The 22,178-nt window shown below is 65.1% G+C and carries 2 protein-coding genes (1 of these 2 running past the window's edge); both read left to right on the top strand.

Going from position 1 to position 22,178, the window contains the following annotated elements:
• Positions 1 to 9,771: a non-ribosomal peptide synthetase gene (locus tag L4G42_RS15350; protein WP_237260920.1), complete on the top strand. Its 9,771-nt coding sequence runs from the start codon at positions 1 to 3 to the stop codon at positions 9,769 to 9,771.
• Positions 9,771 to 22,178 carry the 5' portion of a non-ribosomal peptide synthase/polyketide synthase gene (locus L4G42_RS15355; protein WP_237260922.1) on the top strand. It continues 3,798 nt past the right edge of the window, so the window shows 12,408 of its 16,206 coding nt (coding positions 1-12,408); the start codon lies at positions 9,771 to 9,773; the stop codon falls past the right edge of the window. Before L4G42_RS15350 ends, L4G42_RS15355 begins: the two co-directional genes overlap by 1 nt.

Below are 22,178 nucleotides of genomic sequence, written 5' to 3' on the forward strand. Positions count from 1 at the left end.
ATGAAATCCATACGAGATCAGGCCGCGCATTTTCCCGAACTGGTGGGCTTTTATGCGCAGACCCAGCCGGACCGGATTGCCCTTCGACACATCGTCCACGAGGATCAGCCGCCGCTGCTGACCACCTACGCCCAGCTGGATGCCAAGGCGCGGTCCATTGCCGCCTGCCTGCAGCAGCACCTTGGCGTGCAAGGCGGCGAGCGTTGCGTGCTGATCCTGCCGACCGGCGCCAATTACGCGGCGGCGTTCCTCGGCTGTTTGTACGCCCGGGTCATCGCGGTCCCGGCCTTCGCCCCCGAGTACAACCGGCAGACGCACCTCGACCGGCTGACCGGCATCCTTCACGACGCCGCGCCGCAGATGGTCCTCGGGCGTCGGGAAGACCTGGAAAAGTTCCAGCACCTGTTGCAGCCGTTCATGCCCGCTGGCGGGCGCTTCGCCGCGGTAGAAGAGATCACCGACGGCCACGCAGGATTTCAGGCGCCGTTGATCGACACCGCGTCGCTGGCGTTTCTGCAATACACCTCGGGCTCCACCAGCGCACCGAAAGGCGTGATGGTCTCCCACGACAACCTCATGGCCAACGAAGTGGCGATGGCTCGGCACTTCGTCTCCGATTCAGGGGTGGAGAGCTGGGTCAGCTGGCTGCCGCTGTACCACGACATGGGGCTGATGTGCGGCCTGCTGTTGCCGCTGTACTACGGCGGCACCCTGACGCTGATGTCGCCGAACTATTTCCTCGGCCGGCCGGCGCGCTGGCTGGAAGCGATGAGTCAGTACGGCGGCACCTTCTCCGGCGGCCCGGATTTCGCCTATCGCCTGTGCGTCGAGCGCATCAAGCCCGCCGCGGTGAAAGGCCTTGTGCTGGACAACTGGAGCCTGGCGTTTTCCGGCTCCGAGCCGATCCGCATCGCCACCCTGGATGCCTTCAGCGAGCATTTTGCACCGGCCGGTTTCAACCGCCGCGCCCTGACGCCGAGCTACGGCCTGGCCGAAGCGACCCTGTATGTGAGCGCCGCCGAGCGCGACAGGCCGTTCGGCATCAAGCATTTCGACGGCAGCCAGCTCGCCGCCGGGGACGCCGCTGAGGCGGTTTTCGCCAATCAGAATGCCAAGAGCCGTCTGCCGGGTTGCGGCTGGTGCCGGCCCGATCACGACCTTCGGATTGTCGATCCGGCCACGCTTCAGCCCCTCGCGTCGGGCCACGTGGGTGAGGTCTGGATTGCCGGGCCAAGCGTCGCCCAGGGCTATTGGCAGAAAGCCGAAGCCACCGCGCAGACTTTCGTCGAGGAAGATGGAAAGCGCTGGTTGCGCAGCGGCGACCTGGGCATTGCCCGCGACAACGAGTTGTTCATCACCGGCCGCCTGAAGGACCTGATCATCCTCAACGGCCAGAACCTGTACCCCCAGGACATCGAGCAGGCGCTGGAGAAAAGCGTCGAGCTGCTGCGTCGCGGGCGCATCGCCGCCTTCCCTGTGACGGACGAGCAGGGCGTCGAAGGGGTTGGCCTGGCGCTGGAAATCAGCCGCAACGTGCGCCGCCTGATGAAGCCGCCGATGATCTGCGAAGCGGTGCGCGACGCGATGTCCGAACTGTTTCTGGTGGCGCCGAAAGTCATCGTGCTGCTGGAACCGGGCGCACTGCCGCGCACCACCAGTGGCAAATTGCAACGTTCCGCCTGCCGCAGCGGCTGGCAGAACGGCAGCCTGGACAGCTTCGCGATCTGGCAGGACGGGCGTTTGCTCGATGCTGACAGCGCGGACGTCTCGGTTGAGGCTTCGCCTTTGCTGCCGGAAGTCCTGGCCGCGTGGCAGGAAGTCTTGGGCAAAAGCGACCTGAATGCCGACGACCAATTCTTCGCCCGCGGCGGCGATTCAGTCGGCGTGGTGCAAGTGCTGTCGCGCCTGAACAGCGAACTGGGGCTGAAACTTGAACCCGCGCACCTGTTCGAACACCCGACCCTTGGCGCCTTCAACGCCCACGTCGCCGCGCATGTCTCCGCCCACGTTGCCACCCCGGGCCGCAGGGCCGAGCGGCCTGCTGGCGTACCGCGCATCTCCCGCGACACCGATCCCGAGCAATCCTTCGCCCAGCAGCGCCTGTGGTTCCTTGCGCAGCTTGAACCCGACAGCAGCGCCTATCACCTGTGCGGCCAGTTGAGCCTGACCGGCGCGCTGGATGACGCTGCCCTGCAACGCAGCCTCGACGATCTGGCCGCCCGTCACGAAAGCCTGCGCACCACCTTCGCCATCGACGCCAACGAAAAGCTGGTGCAGCGCATTCACGCGCCGGCCCCGGTGCTGATCGAACGCCATTACCTGAGCGAGGACACCGACCCGCAGGAAGCATTGAGCGAGCTGGCCAGAGCGGCGGTCGAGCAGCCGATGGATTTGCAGAACGGCCCGTTGTGGCGCGTGCTCAACGTGCGGTTGGCGGCGGATCGTCAGCAACTGGTGCTGGTGCTGCACCACATCATCGCCGACGGCTGGTCGGTGCAGGTCATGCTCAAGGAATTCGCGGCGCTGTACAGCGCCCATGCAACGGGGATAGAACGGGCGTTGTCGCCGCTGCCGATTCAATACGCCGACTTCGCCGCCTGGCAGCGCGCGCGTCTGGCCGGTGGGGAAGGGCAGCGGCAACTGGCGTACTGGCGTGGGCAGTTGGGTGATGCCCAGACTGTTTTGAATCTCCCTGCCGACCGCCCGCGTCCGGCCCAGCAAAGCCATCGCGGCGCCCGCTACGCCATCGCCCTCGACAGTGCGTTGAGCCAAGGCCTGCGCGAACTCGCCAGCCGCCACGGCGCGACCCTGTTCATGGTCATGCTCGCCGCTTACAAAACCCTGTTGCAGCGTTACAGCAGCCAGACTGACCTGCGCGTCGGCGTGCCGGTGGCGGGGCGTACCTGCACCGAATCCGAAGGGTTGATCGGCCTGTTCGTCAATACGCTGGTGCTGCGCAGCGAGGTGTCGCCCCAGCAGTCGTTCAGCACGCTGATCGAGTCGGTTCGCCACACCGCCCTGGGCGCGCAACACCATCAGGACCTGCCGTTCGAGCAACTCGTCGAAGCCCTCGGCGTGTCGCGCAACCTCAGCCACAACCCGCTGTGCCAGGTGAAATTCACCCAGCAGTTCCCGCTGCCGCAGAACGTCGACATGGCTGGCGTGCGCATGGACGTCAGCCAGCTCGACGACTACTCCGCGCACTTCGATTTAGGCCTGGACATCACTGACGACGCCGACGGCATTCAGGCGGTGTTCACCTACGCTTGCGACTTGTTCGATGAACCGCGCATCGCCGGTCTTGCCGGTGACCTGCTGCGGATCTGCGCGCAAGTGGTGGCGCAACCTCAGGTGCGTCTGGCTGATCTGCAGATCGGCGCCGAGCCTTCCTGCCTCGCTGCCGAAACTGTGACCTTCCCGGCCACCGATGTGCTGAGCCTGTGGGATGCCAGTGTCAGTGCACAGCCGAATCGCCTGGCCCTGCAAGACGAACAGCGCATCGCCTGCTTTGCCGAAGTCGATGCCCAGGCCAATCAGCTGGCGCAGCACCTGCGTCAGGCCGGTGTGGGCGTGGAAAGCCGCGTAGGGATTCTGCTGGAGCGCTCGCTGGAGTTCGTCGTTGGCCTGCTGGCGGTGCTCAAAAGTGGCGCCGCATTTGTGCCGATGGACCCGAAATGGCCGGCCGAGCGTCAGGCGTTTGTGCTGGCGGACAGTGGCGCAAGCGTGTTGATCAGCGACGTGGCGGCGCCGGGTGACTTCCATGGCAACCTCATCAGGGTGGCGCCCGATGCCCCGTGGCGTTTATTGCCGGCGCACGCCTTGGATCTGCAACCCCACGCCGATCAGGCCGCCTACCTGATCTACACCTCCGGCACCAGCGGCACGCCGAAAGGGGTGGTCATCAGTCACGGCGCGCTGGCCGATTACGTCCAGGCCTTGCTGCCCCGTCTTGATCTGGCGCCCGAGGCGAGCATGGCGATGGTTTCCACCGTCGGCGCCGACCTGGGCCACACCGTGCTGTTCGGCGCGCTGTGCTCGGCGCGTTCGTTGCACCTGATCAGCCCCGACCGCACCAACGACGCCGACCGCTTCGCCGCGTACATGGCCGAGCACAGGGTGGGCGTGCTGAAGATCGTGCCGACCCATTTGAACGGCCTGTTGCAGGCGACGAATGCCGCCGATGTGCTGCCCGAACACGCGCTGATCCTTGGCGGCGATACGCTGCCGTGGGAGCTGGTGGCGCAGGTCAAACGCCTGAAGCCCGGCTGCCGGGTCATCAACCACTACGGCCCGACCGAAACCACCGTTGGCGTGCTGAGTAATGAGGTGTTTGAAGAGTCGGTGGGCGACAGCGTGCCCGTCGGCCGTCCGCTGCCCAACGCCGTGGCGCTTATTCTCAACGACCAGCTGCAACCGGTGGTGCAGGGCGACATCGGCGAGCTGTACATCGGCGGGCCGGGGCTGGCGCGCGGGTATCACCAGCGTCCGGCGATGACCGCTGCGGCGTTCATTCCTGACCCAAGCGGCAGCGGTGCGCGGCTTTACCGCAGCGGTGACCGCGCGCGCTTGCTGGCCAACGGGCAGATTCAGTTCCTGGGTCGTGCCGACGATCAGGTCAAGGTGCGCGGCTACCGCGTCGCCCTGGGTGAAATCGCCCAGCGCCTGCGTCAGCTCGACGGCCTGCGCGACGCCCATGTGCGCGTCGATGATCGCGGTCAGTTGATCGCCTATGCGCTGCTCGATGCTAAAGTCGACAGCGGCGCGAAGGTGGACGGCGAGGCGCTGCGCACGCAACTGGCGCAAAGCCTGCCGGACTACATGGTGCCGAGCCACATCCTGACCCTCGACGCTTTCCCGCTCACCGCCAACGGCAAGCTCGACGCCAGCGCGCTGCCGACGCCGACCCTGGCGTCCGACGATTTCGAAGCGCCCCGTGAAGGGGTCGAGACCGCACTCGCCGCGCTATGGCAAGCGGCGCTGAACGTCGAGGCGGTGGGCCGTCACGATAACTTCTTCACCCTCGGCGGCGACTCGATTCTCAGCCTGCAGATCATCGCCCGTGCTCGCCGTCAGGGCATTCGCCTGACGCCCAAGCAGTTGTTCGAAAAACAGACCATTGCCGAACTCGCCCAGGTCGCCACGGTGGCCGAGGCCAAGCCTGCTGCCGCGTCAGTCCCGGTAGCCGTCGTACCTAGCGAGTTTGCCCTGACGCCGATTCAGGCACGCTTCTTCAGCCTGCCGGTCGCCCAGCGTCAGCACTGGAACCAGTCGCTGCTGCTCGACGTGCCCGAAGCGCTGGACGCCGCGCTGTTGCAGCAGGCCCTCGCCGCCGTGCTGGCCCTCCACGACAGCCTGCGCCTGAGTTTCCATCAGAACGACGAAGGCCAGTGGCAGCAGCGTTACCGCGACAGCGAAAGTGCCGAGCGCGTGCTGTGGACCTGTGAACTGAGCCGCGTAGACGACCTCGATTCACTCAACGACGAAGCCCAGCGCAGCCTGAACATCGACACCGGTCCGCTGTTGCGTGTGGTCCATGCGCGCCTGCCGTCGGGTGAAGCGAGGCTGTTGCTGGCGATCCATCACCTGGCCGTGGACGGCGTGTCGTGGCGGGTGCTGCTGGAAGATCTGCAACTCGCCTACAAACAACTGGCCGCCGGGAACAACGTAACCCTGGCCGACAAAACCGCCAGCTTCCAGGCCTGGTCGCAGTCGTTGAGCACCCTGGCGCGCAGCCCTGAGCTGCAACAACAACTGCCGTACTGGCAAGGGCTGAACGCCGCCGACGCCATGTTGCCGGGCGATGCCTCGGTTGAAAGCCTTGTCGGCGACAGCGAAACCCTGCACCTGACCCTCGACGCGTCCGCCACCCGCCGCCTGCTCAGCGACGCCCCGGCGGCGTACCGCACGCGCATCGATGACCTGCTGCTGGCGGCGCTGTCCCAGGCGCTGTGGCAGTGGAGCGGTCGTCGTCGCCACGTCATCAGCCTCGAAGGCCATGGCCGCGAGGACGCCACCGGCGCCCTGGACCTGAGCCGCAGCGTCGGCTGGTTTACCAGCCTGTACCCGCTGGCGCTGGACGCCGCGGATGACGGGGTCGCCACCCTCAAGGCAGTCAAGGAAACCGTGCGCGCCGTGCCGGAAAAAGGCCTTGGCTATGGCGTGCTGAAGTACATCGCCAAGGCCGATTTGCCGGAGCTGATCGGCCAGGGCGTGACCTTTAACTACCTCGGCCGTTTCGACGACAGCGAGGGCGCGCTGTTCTCCCTGTCGAGCCGCACGCCGGGCCATCTGCGCGACCCCCAAGGGCCGCTGGTCAATGCCCTGGCGGTTGACGGTCAGGTGCGCGACGGCCAGTTGCAACTGGACTGGACCTTCAGTCGCGAGCGTTATAGCCGCGACAGCATCGAGCAACTGGTGGCGCTGTATGAAGCGCAGTTGCTGCAGCTGATCGCCCATTGCAGCGATGAAACTCACGCAGGCCTGACGCCGTCGGACTTCCCGCTGGCCGGCCTCAATCAGGCCCAACTCGACGCCCTCGGCATTCCTGCGCGGGAGATCGAAGACATCCTGCCGCTGGCGCCGATGCAGCAGGGGATTTTGCTGCACAGCCTGCTGGAGCAGGGCAACGGCATTTACCTGATGCAGGACCAGTACGACGTCGGCAGCCACGTGGATTTCGAGGCGTTCAAGTTCGCCTGGCAGCAAGTCGTGCAGCGCCACCCGGCCTTGCGCACTGCGTTTCATGGTCTGGAAAGCGGCGTGCAGCGGCAGGTGGTGATGCGCCGCGTGCCGTCGCCGGTGCAACTGATCGACCTCAGCCATCTGTCCCGCGACGCCGCCGAGGCCGAGCTTGATGATTTGCTGAAAAGCGAGCGCGAGCAGGGCTTTGATTTTGCCCGGGCGCCCTTGCTGCGCCTGCGCCTGATCAAGTTCGGCGAGTCCGATTTCCGCATCGTCCAGAGCCACCACCACGCCTTGATCGACGCCTGGTGCCGGGGCCTGATGCTCACTGAGTTCTTCGCCCATTACCGCGCCTTCCTTGACGGGCGTCAGGTCAGCCTGCCGCCGGCGCGGCCGTATCGCGACTTCCTCGCCTGGCTCGCCGAGCAGAACGAAGCGGTGAGCCGCGATTACTGGCGCAACGCGCTGGCGGGGTTCACTGACGTCACGCCGCTGCCGTATCGCCACAGTCCGCAGCGCAACCGGCAGGGCGAAGCGCACATGCGCGACGTGACCCTGGCGCTGGGCACCGAGCAGACCGCCAAGCTGGCCGAGCAAGCGCGTCAGCATCGCCTGACGGCGAACACCTTCGTGCAGGCCGCGTGGGCCTTGTTGCTGATGCGCCATGCCGACCGCGACGAAGTGCTGTTCGGCGTGACCGTGGCCGGTCGCCCGACCGAGCTGGAAGGCATCGAAGGCGCGCTGGGGCTGTTCATCAACACCTTGCCGCTGCGCATCCGCCGGCCCGGTATCGGCGCCTCGGCGCTGGAGCTGCTCAACGCCTTGCAGGGGCAGAACGCCGACATGCGTCAGCACGAACACCTGTCCCTAGCCGACATTCAGTTGCTCGCCGACACCCCGCGCGGTCAGCCGCTGTTCGACAGCCTGTTTGTCTTTGAGAACGTTCCGTTGGGCGCCGAGGTGCAGCAGGCCGTGAACGAATACCGCATCAAGCCGCTGGCCAACCGCACCCACACCAACTACCCGTTGACCGTGGTACTGCTGCCGGGCGAATCCCTGCAATTGCAGCTGACCTACGACACCCGGCATTTCAACGACGCCGATATGGGTGCGCTGGTCAGCCACTTCCGCCGCCTGCTGACGCAGCTGATCGACAACCCCGAACAAACGCTGAGTCAGTTGCAGATTCTTGAGCACAACGAGCGCGAACAGTTGCTGGCTCAAGGTCTCGGCCCGGTGAAACAGCATTGGTACGACATCAGCTACCTGGAGCGTTTCGAAGCGCGGGTGCTGGCCCATCCAGCCCAGGAAGTAGCGCGCTGTCAGGGCCAGAGCCTGAGCTACCGCGAACTCAATCGTCAGGCCAACCGCATCGGTCACGGCCTGATCGCGGCTGGCGTACAGGGCGACGACGTGGTGGCGCTGTTCGCACCGCGCGGCCTGCCGTTGTTGAGCATGATCGTCGGTGCGTTCAAGGCCGGTGCGGCGTATCTGGCGCTGGATGATCGCCATCCGGCCGGGCGCAGCGCGCGCATGTTGGTGAGCAGCGCCGCGCCAGTGTTGCTGACGCCGCGGGAGTGTCTGCCCCAGGTCGAGGCGATTGTTGCCCTGGCCGAACGCAAGCCCCGCGTGCTGGTGCTTGAGGACATGCTGACTGGCGCCGATCAGTCCGCCGACGAGAACCCGGGCCGCTACGCGACGGCCGAGCAACTGGCCTACGTCATCTACACCTCCGGTTCCACCGGCGAGCCGAAAGGGGTGATGGTCAATCAGCGCGGCATGCTCAACAACCAGATGTCCAAGCTGCCGTACCTGCGTCTGGGCGAGGGCGATGTGATTGCCCAGACCGCCGCCACCGGCTTCGACATTTCCGTGTGGCAATTCCTCACCGCGCCGCTGTTTGGCGGGCGCGTGGAGATTCTGCCGGACGCCGTGGTGCAGGACCCGCAACGCCTGCTGGAGGAAGTCGCGGCCAATCAGGTCAGCGTGCTGGAATGCGTGCCGGCGGTGATCGACGCCATGCTCGCGGTCGCGCCCCAGCGGCTCGATGCCTTGCGCTGGCTGCTGCCGACCGGGGAAGCGCTGACCACCGACCTCGCCGCGCGCTGGTTTGCGCGCTACCCCGAGGTGCCGCTGGTCAATGCCTACGGTCCGGCTGAGTGTGCCGACGATGTCGCGTTGCACACCTTGACCGCAGCGCCAGCACTCAACGCCAACATGCCGATTGGCCGGCCCACCGACAACAACTGCCTGTACGTGCTGGATTCCAACCTGCAACTGGCCGCGCCGGGTGTGGTGGGCGAGCTGTACATCGGCGGTGTCGGTGTGGGCCGTGGCTATGCCGCGCGGCCTGGCTTGACTGCCGAGCGCTTCCTGCCGGATCCGTTTGGCGAGGCCGGTGCGCGGCTGTATCGCAGCGGCGACCTGGCCCGCTGGAACGCCGACGGCGCGCTGGAATACGTCGGCCGTGCGGACTTCCAGGTGAAGATCCGCGGCCAGCGCATCGAGCTGGGCGAAATCGAAAACCTGCTGCTGGCCCAGGCCTCGGTGCATGACGCCGTGGTCAGCGCGCAACCGACGCCCCACGGTCCGCAACTGGTGGCGTATGTGGTTGCCGAGGCGCAGCAGGCGCTTTCCAGTGACGTGCTGAAAACCGCACTGGCGCAAACCCTGCCGGGGTTCATGGTGCCGGCGCACATCGTCGTGCTGGCACAGATGCCGCGCAACGCCAACGGCAAGCTCGACCGCAAGGCGCTGCCGGCGCCGAGCCTGGAAGAACGCGTGTTCGAAGCGCCCGAAGGCGAGCGTGAGGAAGTCCTTGCTGAGCTGTGGCAGAGCCTGCTGAAGGTTGAGCAGGTCGGTCGTCACGACAACTTCTTTGAATTGGGTGGCCATTCGTTGCTGGCAACGCGGCTGCTGTCGCGCATTCGCGAGCGCCTCGGGGTGAGCATCCCGCTGGCCCAGGCCTTCGAAGCCACCACCGTCGCCGCCCAGGCGGCGCTGATCGACACCTTGCAGGGGCAGACCCTGACACTCGACCGGCTCGATGCCCTGGACGCGTTAATGAATGAGCTGGAGGAAAGCAACTGATGTCGCAACCGAGCATGACTTCACAGAGCAAGCTGCTGGCCCTGGCCACGCGTTTCCTCAGCCTTGGCAGCGCTCAGCGTCGGGTGTTTTTGAACAAGCTGCGTGAGCAGGGCCTGGATGCGTCGTCGCTGCCGGTGCCGCCGGGTGTAGCGGGCGAGCGCAGCCCGGCGTCGTTTTCCCAGCAGCGTCTGTGGTTTCTCGAACAACTGGAACCGGGCAGCAGCACCTATCACCTGCCGGGTGCCTTGCGCCTGAAGGGCGAGCTGAATGTTGGGGCCGTGCGAACGGCGTTCGAGCGCGTGGCCGAGCGTCATGCCAGCCTGCGCACGGTGTTCGCCACCGCTGAAGACGGCACGCCGGAGCAGGTGATTCAACCTGATCAATCGTTGCCATTCGAGCGTCTGCGCGCAGACGACGAAGGCGAGGTGCAGGCACTGGCCGAGGCCTTCGCCCGACGCCCGTTCGACTTGGCCCAGGGCCCGCTGTGGCGCGTGGCGTTGATCGAAGGCGGCTCGGATGAGCACGTGCTGCTGGTCTGTCTGCACCACATCATCGCCGACGGTTGGTCGATTCAAGTGCTGCTGCTGGACTTCGTCGAGGCCTACCGCGCTGCCATTCAAAACGATAATGACTCACTGCCACCGCTGCCTCTGAGCTACGCCGATGTCGCCCTGTGGCAGCGCGCCTGCCTGGACGCGGGCGAGGGTGATCGGCAACTCGCCTACTGGCAGCAACAATTGGACGACGAGCCGCCGGTGCTGGAATTGCCGGCGGACCGTCCGCGCCCGGCGCGCCAGAGTTTCCGTGGCGCGCGCCTGCCGTTCAGCTTCGACGCGGCGCTGTCCGGCCGTATGCGCGAACTGGCCCGGCAGCGCGGCGTGACGCTGTTCACCGTCCTGCTCGCGGCCTATCAAGTGCTGTTGCAGCGGATGAGCGGGCAGACCGATCTGCGCATTGGCGTACCCATTGCCGGGCGTCAGCGCGCCGAAACCGAGGGCCTGATCGGCTTCTTCGTCAATACCCAGATTCTGCGCGGCGATGTACAGGCCGACGCCAGCTTCAACCAGATCATCGATGGCGTTCGCCTGGCCTCCCACGGTGCCCAGGCCCATCAGGACCTGCCGTTCGAACAACTGGTCGATGCCCTGGCGCCGGAACGCAGCCTCAGTCACAACCCGCTGTTTCAGGTGCTCTACAACCATCAGCAACGCCAGGACGAAGCGCTGCAATTGATGCCCGGCCTCAACGCGACACTGATGCCGCTGGACAACGGCAGCGCGCAGTTCGACCTGGCGCTGCACACCTGGGAAAACGCGGCGGGTGAACTGGCGGGCAACTGGAACTACACGACCGACCTGTTTGATCACGGCAGCATCGAGCGCCTGCATGGGCGGTTTGAACAGCTGTTTGCCGAGCTGCTGGAGCGGCCGGACATTGCGATTGGTGATTTTGAATTGCTGGATGTTGAGGACCGTGCGCAGTTGGCGTTGGTCAATGACTCGGCGCGGGATTGGGGTTCCGAACCCTTTGTTCATCGCCACTTTGAGCGTCTGGCGCAGGTGCATCCCGAGCGGGAAGCTGTGCGCTTTGGCGATGCGGTGTTGAGTTATCGGGAACTGGATCAGCGGGCCAATCAACTGGCCCATTACCTGCAAAAGCAAGGTGTTGGCCGCGAGTCGCTGGTGGGCGTGGCGGCGTTGCGTTCGGTGGAAATGGTTGTTGCGCTGTATTCCGTGCTGAAAGCGGGTGCTGCGTATGTGCCGCTGGACCCTGAATATCCGGCTGATCGCCTGCGCTACATGCTCGAAGACGCCGGGATTGGCTTGCTGCTGAGCCACGATGCAGTGATCAATGACCTGCCGTCCGCCGAAGGCCTGCGGGTGGTGAATCTGGATCATCTGGCGCTGGCGGATTACCCCGTCACGGCGCCATTGGTTGATCTGCACCCTGAGCAACTGGCCTACATGATTTACACCTCCGGTTCGACCGGCAAACCCAAAGGCGCCGGCAACACCCACGCGGCGCTGTTCAACCGTCTGGCGTGGATGCAGGACGCTTACACCCTAGACGCCTCGGACGCCGTGCTGCAAAAAACGCCCTTCAGTTTTGACGTCTCGGTCTGGGAGTTCTTCTGGCCGTTGATGGTGGGGGCTCGGCTGGTCGTGGCCCAGCCGGGGGATCATCGCGATCCGCTGGTGCTGAAATTGCTGATTGAGCAACAGCAGATCACCACGCTGCACTTCGTCCCGTCGATGCTCGGCGCCTTCATGGCTCAGGACGATCTCACCGGCTGCGCGTCCCTGAAACGCATCGTGTGCAGCGGCGAAGCCTTGCCTGCCGATCTGGTGCGGGAAACCCTGCAGCGCCTGCCGAACGTAGGCCTGTTCAATCTTTATGGCCCGACGGAAGCGGCGATCGACGTCACCCACTGGACCTGCCGCGACGAGCCGGGCGTTTCCGTGCCCATCGGCGCCCCCATTGCCAACCTGCACATCCACATCCTCGACAGCCGCTTGAATCCACAACCCATCGGCGTGCCGGGCGAGCTGTACATCGGCGGTGACGGCCTGGCGCGCGGCTACCATTTGCGCCCCAGCCTGACTGCCGAGCGCTTCGTCGCCAGCCCGTTTGGTAAAGGCGAGCGTCTGTACCGCACCGGCGACCTGGCTCGCTGGCGTGCCGACGGCGTGGTGGAATACCTCGGCCGTCTGGATCACCAGATCAAACTGCGCGGCCTGCGGGTTGAAATCGGAGAAATCGAAGCGGCGCTGCTGGATCACCCGTCGGTCAGCGAAGCGGTGGTCATCGCCCGTGAACTCAGCACTGGCATGCAGCTGGTGGGCTATCTGGTCGCCGACGATTTCGACGAAGAACACCTGCGCACCCAGCTCAAACAACGCCTTCCGGATTACATGGTCCCTGCGCACTTCGTCACGATGGACCAACTGCCGCTGTCGGCCAACGGCAAGCTCGACCGCAAAGCGCTGCCCGACCCACAGATCCAGCAGCGGGCCTTCGAAGCGCCGCTGGCCGGGGTCGAAACCCAACTGGCCGCGCTGTGGCAAGACTTGCTAGGCGTCGCGCAGATCGGTCGCCAGGACAATTTCTTTGCCCTCGGCGGCGACTCGATCCTCAGCCTGCAAATCATCTCCCGCGCGCGCAAGGTCGGCATCGTGCTGTCGCCCCGGCAGATGTTCGAACGCCAAACCATCGCCGAGCTGGCCCAGGTCGCTCAGGTGGTCAGTCAGGATGCGCCGGTCGTCGAGCGCATCGAGCTGAAGCGCGACATCCCGCTGACGCCGATTCAGCACTGGTTTTTTCAGCAGCCGATGCGCACACGCAGCCACTGGAACCAGTCGCTGCTGTTGAACCCGAGCGAAGGGCTGGAGCTCCCGGCGCTAACCCAGGCCTTGACCGCAGTGCTCAACCATCACGACGCGCTGCGGATGCGCTTTGTGCAGCAGGATAACGGCCAGTGGCAGCAACGCTATCGCGCCGAGCTTTGCCCCAACGAGCTTTCCGCTGACGAGCAGGCTCAAAACCGCCTGTTGTGGCAGCGTGAATCCAGCCTCGCGCAACTCAATGCAGCCTGCGACGAAGCCCAGGCCAGCCTCGATCTGAGAGACGGCCCGCTGCTGCGCGCCGTGCATTTCACCCTGGCCGAAGGCGGCGAGCGTCTTTTGCTGGTGGTTCATCACCTCGTCATCGACGGCGTGTCCTGGCGCATCCTGCTGGAAGACCTGCAAAACGCCTACACCCAGGCCCAGGCGGGCCTCACCATCGACCTCGGTGACAAGACCGCATCGTTCCAGCGCTGGGCGAACCGTTTGCTCGATTTTGCCTACAGCGACGCCGTGCTGGCCGAAGCTGATTACTGGCGCAACCTGCCCTCAGCACCCGCATTGCCCTGCGCCAATCCCCGGGGCGAAGCGCGACAAGGCAACGTGCGTCAGCTGCACCTGCATCTGGACGCCGCCCGCACCGAAAAATTGATCAGTGAAGCGCCGGCGGCGTATCGCACGCAGATCAACGACCTCTTGCTGACTGCTTTGGTGCGGGCGATGAAGCGCTGGAGTGGCGAGGCCCAGGCGATGATCGCCCTGGAAGGCCACGGCCGCGAAGACCTGTTCGACGGCGTTGATCCGGCGCGCACCGTCGGCTGGTTCACCAGCCTGTACCCGGTCAGCCTGCGCGCCCACGACGACCTCGACGCCGCGCTCAAACACACCAAGGAAACCCTGCGCGCCGTGCCCCACGGCGGCCTGGGTTATGGCCTGTTGCGCCATCTGCGCGGCGAAGCCTTGCCGGCGCTGGACGGCTGCGTGCTGTTCAATTACATGGGCCGCCTGCAAAGCAGCAGCGGACTATTCCGCCTGGCCGAGGAGGGCAGCGGTGCCCAGCGCGCCGGCGATGCACCGCTGAATGGCGAGCTGTCCATGGATGCGCAGATCCGTGACGGCCAGTTCAGCCTGACCTGCAGCTACAGCGGCGAACGCCATGAGGCAGCGTCGATTCAACGCCTGCTCGACGCCTACGGCGAAGCGCTGGACGAGGTGATCGAACACTGCCGCCACCACTCTGCGGTCACTCCGTCGGACTTCCCGGCACTAGCGTTGACTCAGGCACAACTCGACGCACTGCCGGTCGCCGCCTGGGACATCGAGCAGATGTACCCGCTGACCCCAATGCAGCAAGGCCTGCTGTTCCATACCGAGCTGAGCGGCAGCGAGATGGCCGATCAGGGCAGCGCCCGGGACCTGTACATCAATCAGGTGGCGCTGGACATCGAGCACCTGCCGGTGACCCGCTTCAAATCGGCGTGGGCGGCGGTAGTTCAGCGTCATCCGATCCTGCGTGCGGCGTTCCTGCGCGTGCCTGGCAGCGAACAGCCGGTCCAACTGATTCGTCGCGATGCCGCGTTGGTCGTACGCGAACTTGACCTGCGCAGCAGCGATCAGGCACTGGCCGACGTATTGGTGGCCGAGCGCGAAACCCCGTTCGACCTGCACGCCGCGCCGCTGATGCGCGTGTTGCTGATTCGCCACAGTGAGACGCTGTGGAAACTGGTCTGGACCTTCCACCACATCCTGCTGGATGGCTGGAGCAGCGCGGCGGTGCTGGGCGAAGTGATTCAGGCGGCGATGTCCGACGCCACGCCGCAGCCCGCCGGGCATTACGCCGACTACGTCGAATGGCTGCTGAGCCGCGACGCCGAGCACAGCAAGACCTTCTGGCAGACCCACCTGGCCGGTTTCGACCAGCCAACGATGATGGCCGCAGCGCTGACCGCGCCGACATCCAGCACCGGCGAGCCGTTGCCGAATCAGGTGCGGGTCACTTCCATGGACCTGAACAGCGAAATGCTGAACAGCGCCGCCCGCCGCCAGCGAGTGACCATCAACACGCTGATTCAGGCGGTGTGGGTGCTGCTGTTGCAGCGCTACACCGGGCAGCAGCGCGTCGCGTTCGGCGCCACGGTGTCAGGTCGTTCCGCGCAGATTCCGGGTATCGAACGCATGCTCGGGCTGTTCATCAACACCCTGCCGCTGGTGCAGGCGCCGCAACCGCAGCAGAAGGTCGGCGACTGGCTCAATGACCTGCAAGCGCACAACCTGGAGCTGCGCGAGCACGAACACACGCCGCTGTTCGAGGCCCAGCGTTACGCGGGCCACGCCGGTCGTGACCTGTTCGACAGCCTGCTGGTGTTCGAAAACTACCCGGTGGACGCGGTGCTGCGGGACAAGCAGGCCAACGGCGTCAACCTGGGTTCCGTCGAACTCAGCGACAAGACCCATTACCCGCTGAGCCTGGCGGTGGTGGCGGGCGAGCACGCCCATGTTCACGTCAATTACCACAGCAACGTGTTCAGCGCCGAACAGATCTCGCGCCTGTGCGGGCATTTCCAGGCCTTGCTGGACGGCATTTGCCGCTTCCCCGAGGCGCGCATCGGCGACCTGTCGATGCTCACCGAGGGCGACATCAACGCCATGCACGCCTGGAACACGCCGCCGTTTTCGCCTTACGTTGATCGGCCGATCCATGAGCTGATTGCTGATCACGCACGCATTCGCCCCGACGCCATCGCGCTGGTCCATGGCGAGCAGCGTCTGACGTTTGCCGAGTTCGACCGTCGTGCCAACCAACTGGCCCATGCGCTGCGGGCGCGGGGCATTGGCACCGAAGTGCGGGTGGCGATTGCCATGGAGCGGGGGATTGATTTGTGGCTGGCGTTTTATGCGGTGCTCAAGGCGGGCGGGGCGTATATCCCACTCGACCCTGATTACCCGACCGAACGCCTGCGCTACATGCTGGAAGACGGCGGCGTGAAGCTGTTGATCAGCCATGATGCGGCGCTGGGTCGTGTGCCGGTGGGTGATGTGCCGTTGCTGAACATCGATGAGCTGGATTGCTCGTCTGAGGCGGTTACAGCGCCGGATGTGATGATTCACCCGCAGCAACTGGCGTACCTGATTTACACCTCGGGTTCCACCGGTAAACCGAAGGGCGCGGCCATCGCCCACGCCGACATCTCGATGCACATCCAGACCATCGGCGATCGCTACCGCTTCACGCCGGAGGACCGCAAATTCCACTTCCTCTCGATCAGCTTCGACGGCGCCCATGAAGGCTGGATGATGCCGCTGTGTTACGGCGCCCGGGTGGTGCTGCGTGATCAGGAATTGTGGAGCGTCGAGCAGACTTACGCCACGCTGATTCGCGAAGGCATCACCGTGGCCTCGTTCCCGCCGAGCTACTTGCGTCAGCTGTCCGACTGGGCGGGCGTTCAGGGCAAGGGCCCTGGCGTGAAGACTTACTGTTTCGCCGGTGAGGCCTTCAGCCGCGAAATGCTCCGCGACGTAGTTCGCAACCTTCAGCCGCTGTGGATCATCAACGGCTATGGCCCAACGGAAACCGTGGTCACGCCGACGCTGTGGTTGGCCTCTGCCGAGACCGCTGACTTTGCCACCGCCTACGCGCCGATCGGTGATCTGGTGGGCAATCGTCAGGGTTACGTGATGGACGCGGATTTGAACCCGCTGCCCCAGGGCATTGCTGGCGAACTCTATCTGGGCGGTGCCGTCGCCCGGGGTTATCTGGACCGTCCCGGCGCGACCGCCGAGCGCTTCCTGCCGCATCCATTCCGCGCCGGTGAACGCATTTACCGCAGCGGCGATCGCGTGCGCCTCAACAGTGAAGGGCTGCTGGAATACCTCGGCCGTATCGATCACCAGATCAAGATTCGTGGCTTCCGCATCGAGGCCGGTGAGATCGAAGCGGCGTTGAAAGCCTGTGAAGGCGTGCGCGAAGCCCTGGTCATCGTCCGCGATGGCGCGAACGGAAAGCTCCTGCTGGGTTATGTCAGCGGCAACGCTCTGGCCGAAGACAGCCTCAAGCAGCAGCTGAAAAACACGCTGCCGGAATACATGGTGCCTGCGCATATCGTGGTGATGGAGCGTCTGCCGCAGTTGCCCAATGGCAAGCTGGACCGCAACGCGCTGCCCGATCCTCAGGTGATCTCCAGCGATTATCAGGCGCCGCAAACGCTCTTTGAACAGCAATTGGCGGCGCTGTGGCAGCCACTGCTGGGCATCGACGCCGTGGGCCGCAACGATCACTTCTTTGAACTGGGCGGCCACTCGCTGCTGGCGATGCAGCTGATCTCCCGGCTGCGCCATGAACATCAGTTGAGCGTGCCGTTGCGCGTGCTGTTCGACGCGCCGCGCCTCAGTGATTTCGCCCAGCGCATCGCGGGCATGACCCACACCGACGCCACCCACCTTGAGCTGACCCCACGCCAGCAGGACCGCGCCGTGCAGTCGTTTTCCCAGCAGCGCTTGTGGTTCCTCGATCAGCTGCAACCCGCCGGCCATGCCTACAACCTGCCGGGCGCCGTGCGCTTGTGCGGCGAGCTGAACGAGGCCGCGTTGCAGGCGGCATTCGACGGCCTGACCGCGCGCCATGAAGTACTGCGCACGCGGTTTATGGCGGTCGATGGCGTGCCGATGCAACAGATCGAAGAGGCTCAAGGGGTGCAGATCGAACGGATGGATATCCGTCATGAAGGGGATATCGATACCGCCTTCAACGCCTTGGCCCAAGCCTTCGTCAAGCGTCCGTTTGACCTGTCCCGCAGCCCGGTCTGGCGGCTGGCGCTGGTGCGTGTCGCGGCGGACGAACAGCGTTTGCTGCTGTGCCTGCACCACATGATCTCGGACGGCTGGTCAGTGCGCGTGCTGCTGCAGGAATTCTGCGAGCTGTACCGCGCGGCTGTGGAAAACCGCGCGCCACAACTCGCGCCGTTGCCCGTGCAATACACCGACTTCGCCGCCTGGCAGCGCGAATGGCTGGCGGCGGGCGAGGGCGAGCGGCAGTTGAGCTACTGGCGCGAGCAACTGGGCGACGAGCACCCGGTGCTGGAACTGCCGACCGATCGGCCGCGTCCGCCCCAGCAAAGCTATCGCGGCGACCGCGTGCTGTTCGCCTTCGATGCCGCGTTCAGCCAGAGCGTGCGCGGGTTCGCGAAACAGCAGGGCGTCACGCCGTTCATGGCGATCCTGTCGGCGTACCAAGTGTTGCTGTACCGCCTGAGCGGGCAGAACGACCTGCGCATTGGCGTGCCGATTGCCGGCCGTTCGCGGCTGGAAGTCGAAGGGCTGATCGGCTTTTTCGTCAGCACCCAGGTGCTGCGAGCCGAAGTGTCTGCCGAGCTGACCTATCGCCAGGTGCTGGAACAGGCCAAAGCGCGGACCCTCGGTGCACAAGCCCATCAGGATTTGCCGTTCGAGCAACTGGTCGAGGCGCTGCAACCTGCGCGCAGCCTGAGCCACAACCCGTTGTTTCAGGTGGCCTACGACCACCAGCAGCAGAATTTCGAGTCACTCGCTGGCTTGCCCGGCCTGCGCGCCGAGGTGCTGCCGCTCGACGACGGCAGCAGCCAGTTCGACCTGGCGCTGAACACCCACGAAGACGCCGAGGGCGGGCTGGTTGGTTCGTGGACTTACGCCACGGATTTGTTCGATCACGGCAGCATCGAGCGTTTGCATGCTCGCTTTGAGCAGCTGTTTACGCAGTTGCTGGAGGAGCCTGAGGCGGCGATTGGCGACTTTGAACTGCTGGATGATGAAGACCGCGCGCAACTGGCGTCGGTCAATGACACGGCGCGGGAGTGGGGCTTCGAACCTTTTGTTCATCGTCATTTTGAGCGGCTGGCGCAGTTGCATCCTGAGCGGGAAGCCTTGCGCTTTGGCGGTCAGGCACTGAGTTATGAGGAACTGGATCAGCGCGCGAATCAGCTGGCCCATTATCTGCGCGAACAGGGCGTCGGCCGCGAATCGTTGGTAGGGGTGGCGGCGTTGCGTTCGCTGGAAATGGTGGTTGCGCTGTATGCGGTGCTGAAAGCGGGCGGGGCGTATGTGCCGCTTGATCCGGAGTATCCGGCGGATCGCCTGCGCTACATGCTCGAAGACGCAGGGATTGGTTTGCTGCTGAGCCACGGTGCGGTGATCGATGATTTGCCGGCTGTTGAAGGCCTGCGGGTGGTGAATCTGGATCTGCTTTCAGTGTCTGGTCAACCAGTCTCCGCGCCGGTTGTTGAGCGGCACCCCGAGCAACTGGCGTACATGATTTACACCTCCGGTTCGACCGGGAAACCCAAAGGCGCCGGCAACACTCACGCGGCGCTGTTCAACCGCTTGGCCTGGATGCAGGACGCTTATGCACTCGACGCCTCAGACGCGGTGCTGCAAAAAACGCCGTTCAGTTTTGACGTGTCGGTCTGGGAGTTCTTCTGGCCGTTGATGGTCGGCGCGCGTCTGGTTATCGCTCAACCGGGCGATCATCGAGATCCTGTTGCCCTCAACAAGCTGATCGAAAAACAGCAGATCACCACGCTGCACTTCGTCCCGTCGATGCTTGGGGCTTTCATGGCCCAGGACAATCTAAGCGGCTGCGCGTCCCTCAAACGCATCGTGTGCAGCGGCGAAGCTCTGCCTGCCGATCTGGCGCGGGAAACTCTTCAGCGCCTGCCAAACGCAGGCCTGTTCAACCTGTATGGCCCGACGGAAGCGGCCATCGACGTTACTCACTGGACCTGCATTGATGAGCCTGGCGTTTCCGTGCCCATCGGCCGCCCGATAAACAACCTTCAAATCCACATCCTCGACAGCCGCCTGAATCCCCAACCCATCGGCGTGCCCGGTGAGCTGTACATCGACGGCGACGGCCTGGCGCGCGGTTACCATCTGCGCCCCGGCCTGACCGCCGAGCGTTTCGTCGCCAGCCCATTCGGCACCGGCGAGCGGCTGTATCGCACCGGTGACCTGGCCCGCTGGCGTGCCGATGGCGTGGTGGAATACCTCGGCCGTCTGGATCACCAGATCAAACTGCGCGGCCTGCGGGTTGAAATCGGCGAGATCGAAGCGGCGGTGCTGGATCACCCGTCGGTCAGCGAAGCGGTGGTCATCGCCCGTGACCTCAGCACTGGCATGCAGCTGGTTGCCTATCTGGTGGCCGAGGACTTCGACGAAGAACACCTGCGCAGCCAACTGAAACAGCGCCTGCCGGATTACATGGTCCCGGCGCACTTCGTCACGCTGGACCAACTGCCACTGTCCGCCAACGGCAAGCTCGACCGCAAAGCGCTGCCCGACCCACAGATCCAGCAGCGCACTTTTGAAGCGCCGCTGGCCGGGGTCGAAACTCAACTGGCTGGGTTGTGGCAAGAGTTGCTCGGCGTTGCGCAGATCGGTCGTCAGGACAACTTCTTCGCCCTGGGCGGGCATTCGCTGCTGGGCATTCAACTGGTGGCGCAGATCCGCCGTGACCTGAAGCTTGAGCTGCCCTTGCGTGCGCTGTTCGAGTCGCCGGTGCTGGCTGAACTCGCTCACTACCTGAACACCCAGGCGGGCGCCACGGCGATGCCGGCCCTGCGCCCGCGCACCGAGCGGGAGTTCGCGCCGCAGTCCTTCGCCCAGCAGCGCTTGTGGTTCCTCGCGCAACTGGAGCCCGAGAGCGTCGCGTACAACCTGCCGTGCGTGCTCAACCTCAGCGGCGCGCTGAAACTCGACGCCCTGCAGCAGACCTTCGACGCATTGGCGGCCCGTCACGAAACCCTGCGCACCTGTTTCCGCCCATCCCCGATGCAAAACGGTGAGGCGGTGCCGCAGCAACGGATTCTGCCGGTCAGCAGCGTGCACATCGCCCGTCACGACCTGCGCGACAACGCGGCGCCGGAAGCCGCATTCGACGCGCTGGCAGAGGATTTCATGAATCAGCCGTTCGACCTCGACGCCGAGCGCGCGCCGTGGCGGGTGGCCCTGGCGCGGGTGGCGGACGATCAGTGGCGCCTGCTGCTGTGCATGCACCACATCATCTCGGACGGCTGGTCGGTGCAGGTCATGCTCGAAGACTTCGCCGCGCTCTATCGCCGGTTCGCCCAGGGCAGCGACGTGCAACTGGCCGAGCTAAGCGTGCATTACGCCGACTACGCCAGCTGGCAGCGCGAACACCTGAGCGGCACCGAACGAGAGCGCCAGTTGAGCTGGTGGCGTGAAGCCTTGGGTGACGAGCAGCCGGTGCTGGAGTTGCCGGCGGACCGTTCGCGCCCGGCCGAACGCGACGGCAAAGGCGGGCGGCATGCCTTTGTGCTGCCGCAAGATCTGGCCGACACGCTGCGCCACACCGCGAAAGCCCACGACGCCACGCTGTTCATGCTGTTCCTGGCCTCGTTCGACACGCTGCTCTATCGCCTCAGCGGCCAGCGCGATTTGCGCATCGGCGTGCCGGTGGCGGGGCGTGCCGAGGTGCAGACCCAGGGCCTGATCGGCTTCTTCGTCAACACCCTGGTGCTGCGCGCCCAGGTCAGCGGCGACCAGCCGTTCACCGCGCTGCTGGCCCAGGTCAAGGACAACCTGCTCGGCGCCCACGCCCATCAGGACCTGCCGTTCGAGCAACTGGTCGAAGCGCTGCAACCGGCGCGCAGCCTCAGCGTCAACCCGCTGTTCCAGGTCAGCTACAACCACCAGCAACAGCCGGATATGTCGCTGCTGCAGTTCGACGGCCTGAGCTGCGAAGCCCGGCAGTGGGACATCAAAGGCGCCCAATTCGATCTGGTGCTGGGCACCTTCGAGCACCGCGACGGCAGTATCAGCGGCTACCTCGATTACGCCACCGACCTGTTCGACGCTTCGACCGTGTCGCGCTTGTTCGAGCAACTGGTCACGCTGCTGCGGGCGATCTGCGCCCAGCCCGACGCCGCCATCGGTGACCTGCCGTTGCTCGGCGAGACGGACCTGGCCGCCTTGGATCAGTGGCACACGCCGCCGTTTTCGCCTTACGTCGACCGACCGATTCATGAGCTGATCGCCGACCACGCGCGCATCCGCCCTGATGCCATCGCGCTGGTCCAT

This window comes from Pseudomonas petrae (genome assembly GCF_021728295.1).
In the GTDB taxonomy this organism is placed as follows: Bacteria; Pseudomonadota; Gammaproteobacteria; order Pseudomonadales; family Pseudomonadaceae; genus Aquipseudomonas; species Aquipseudomonas petrae.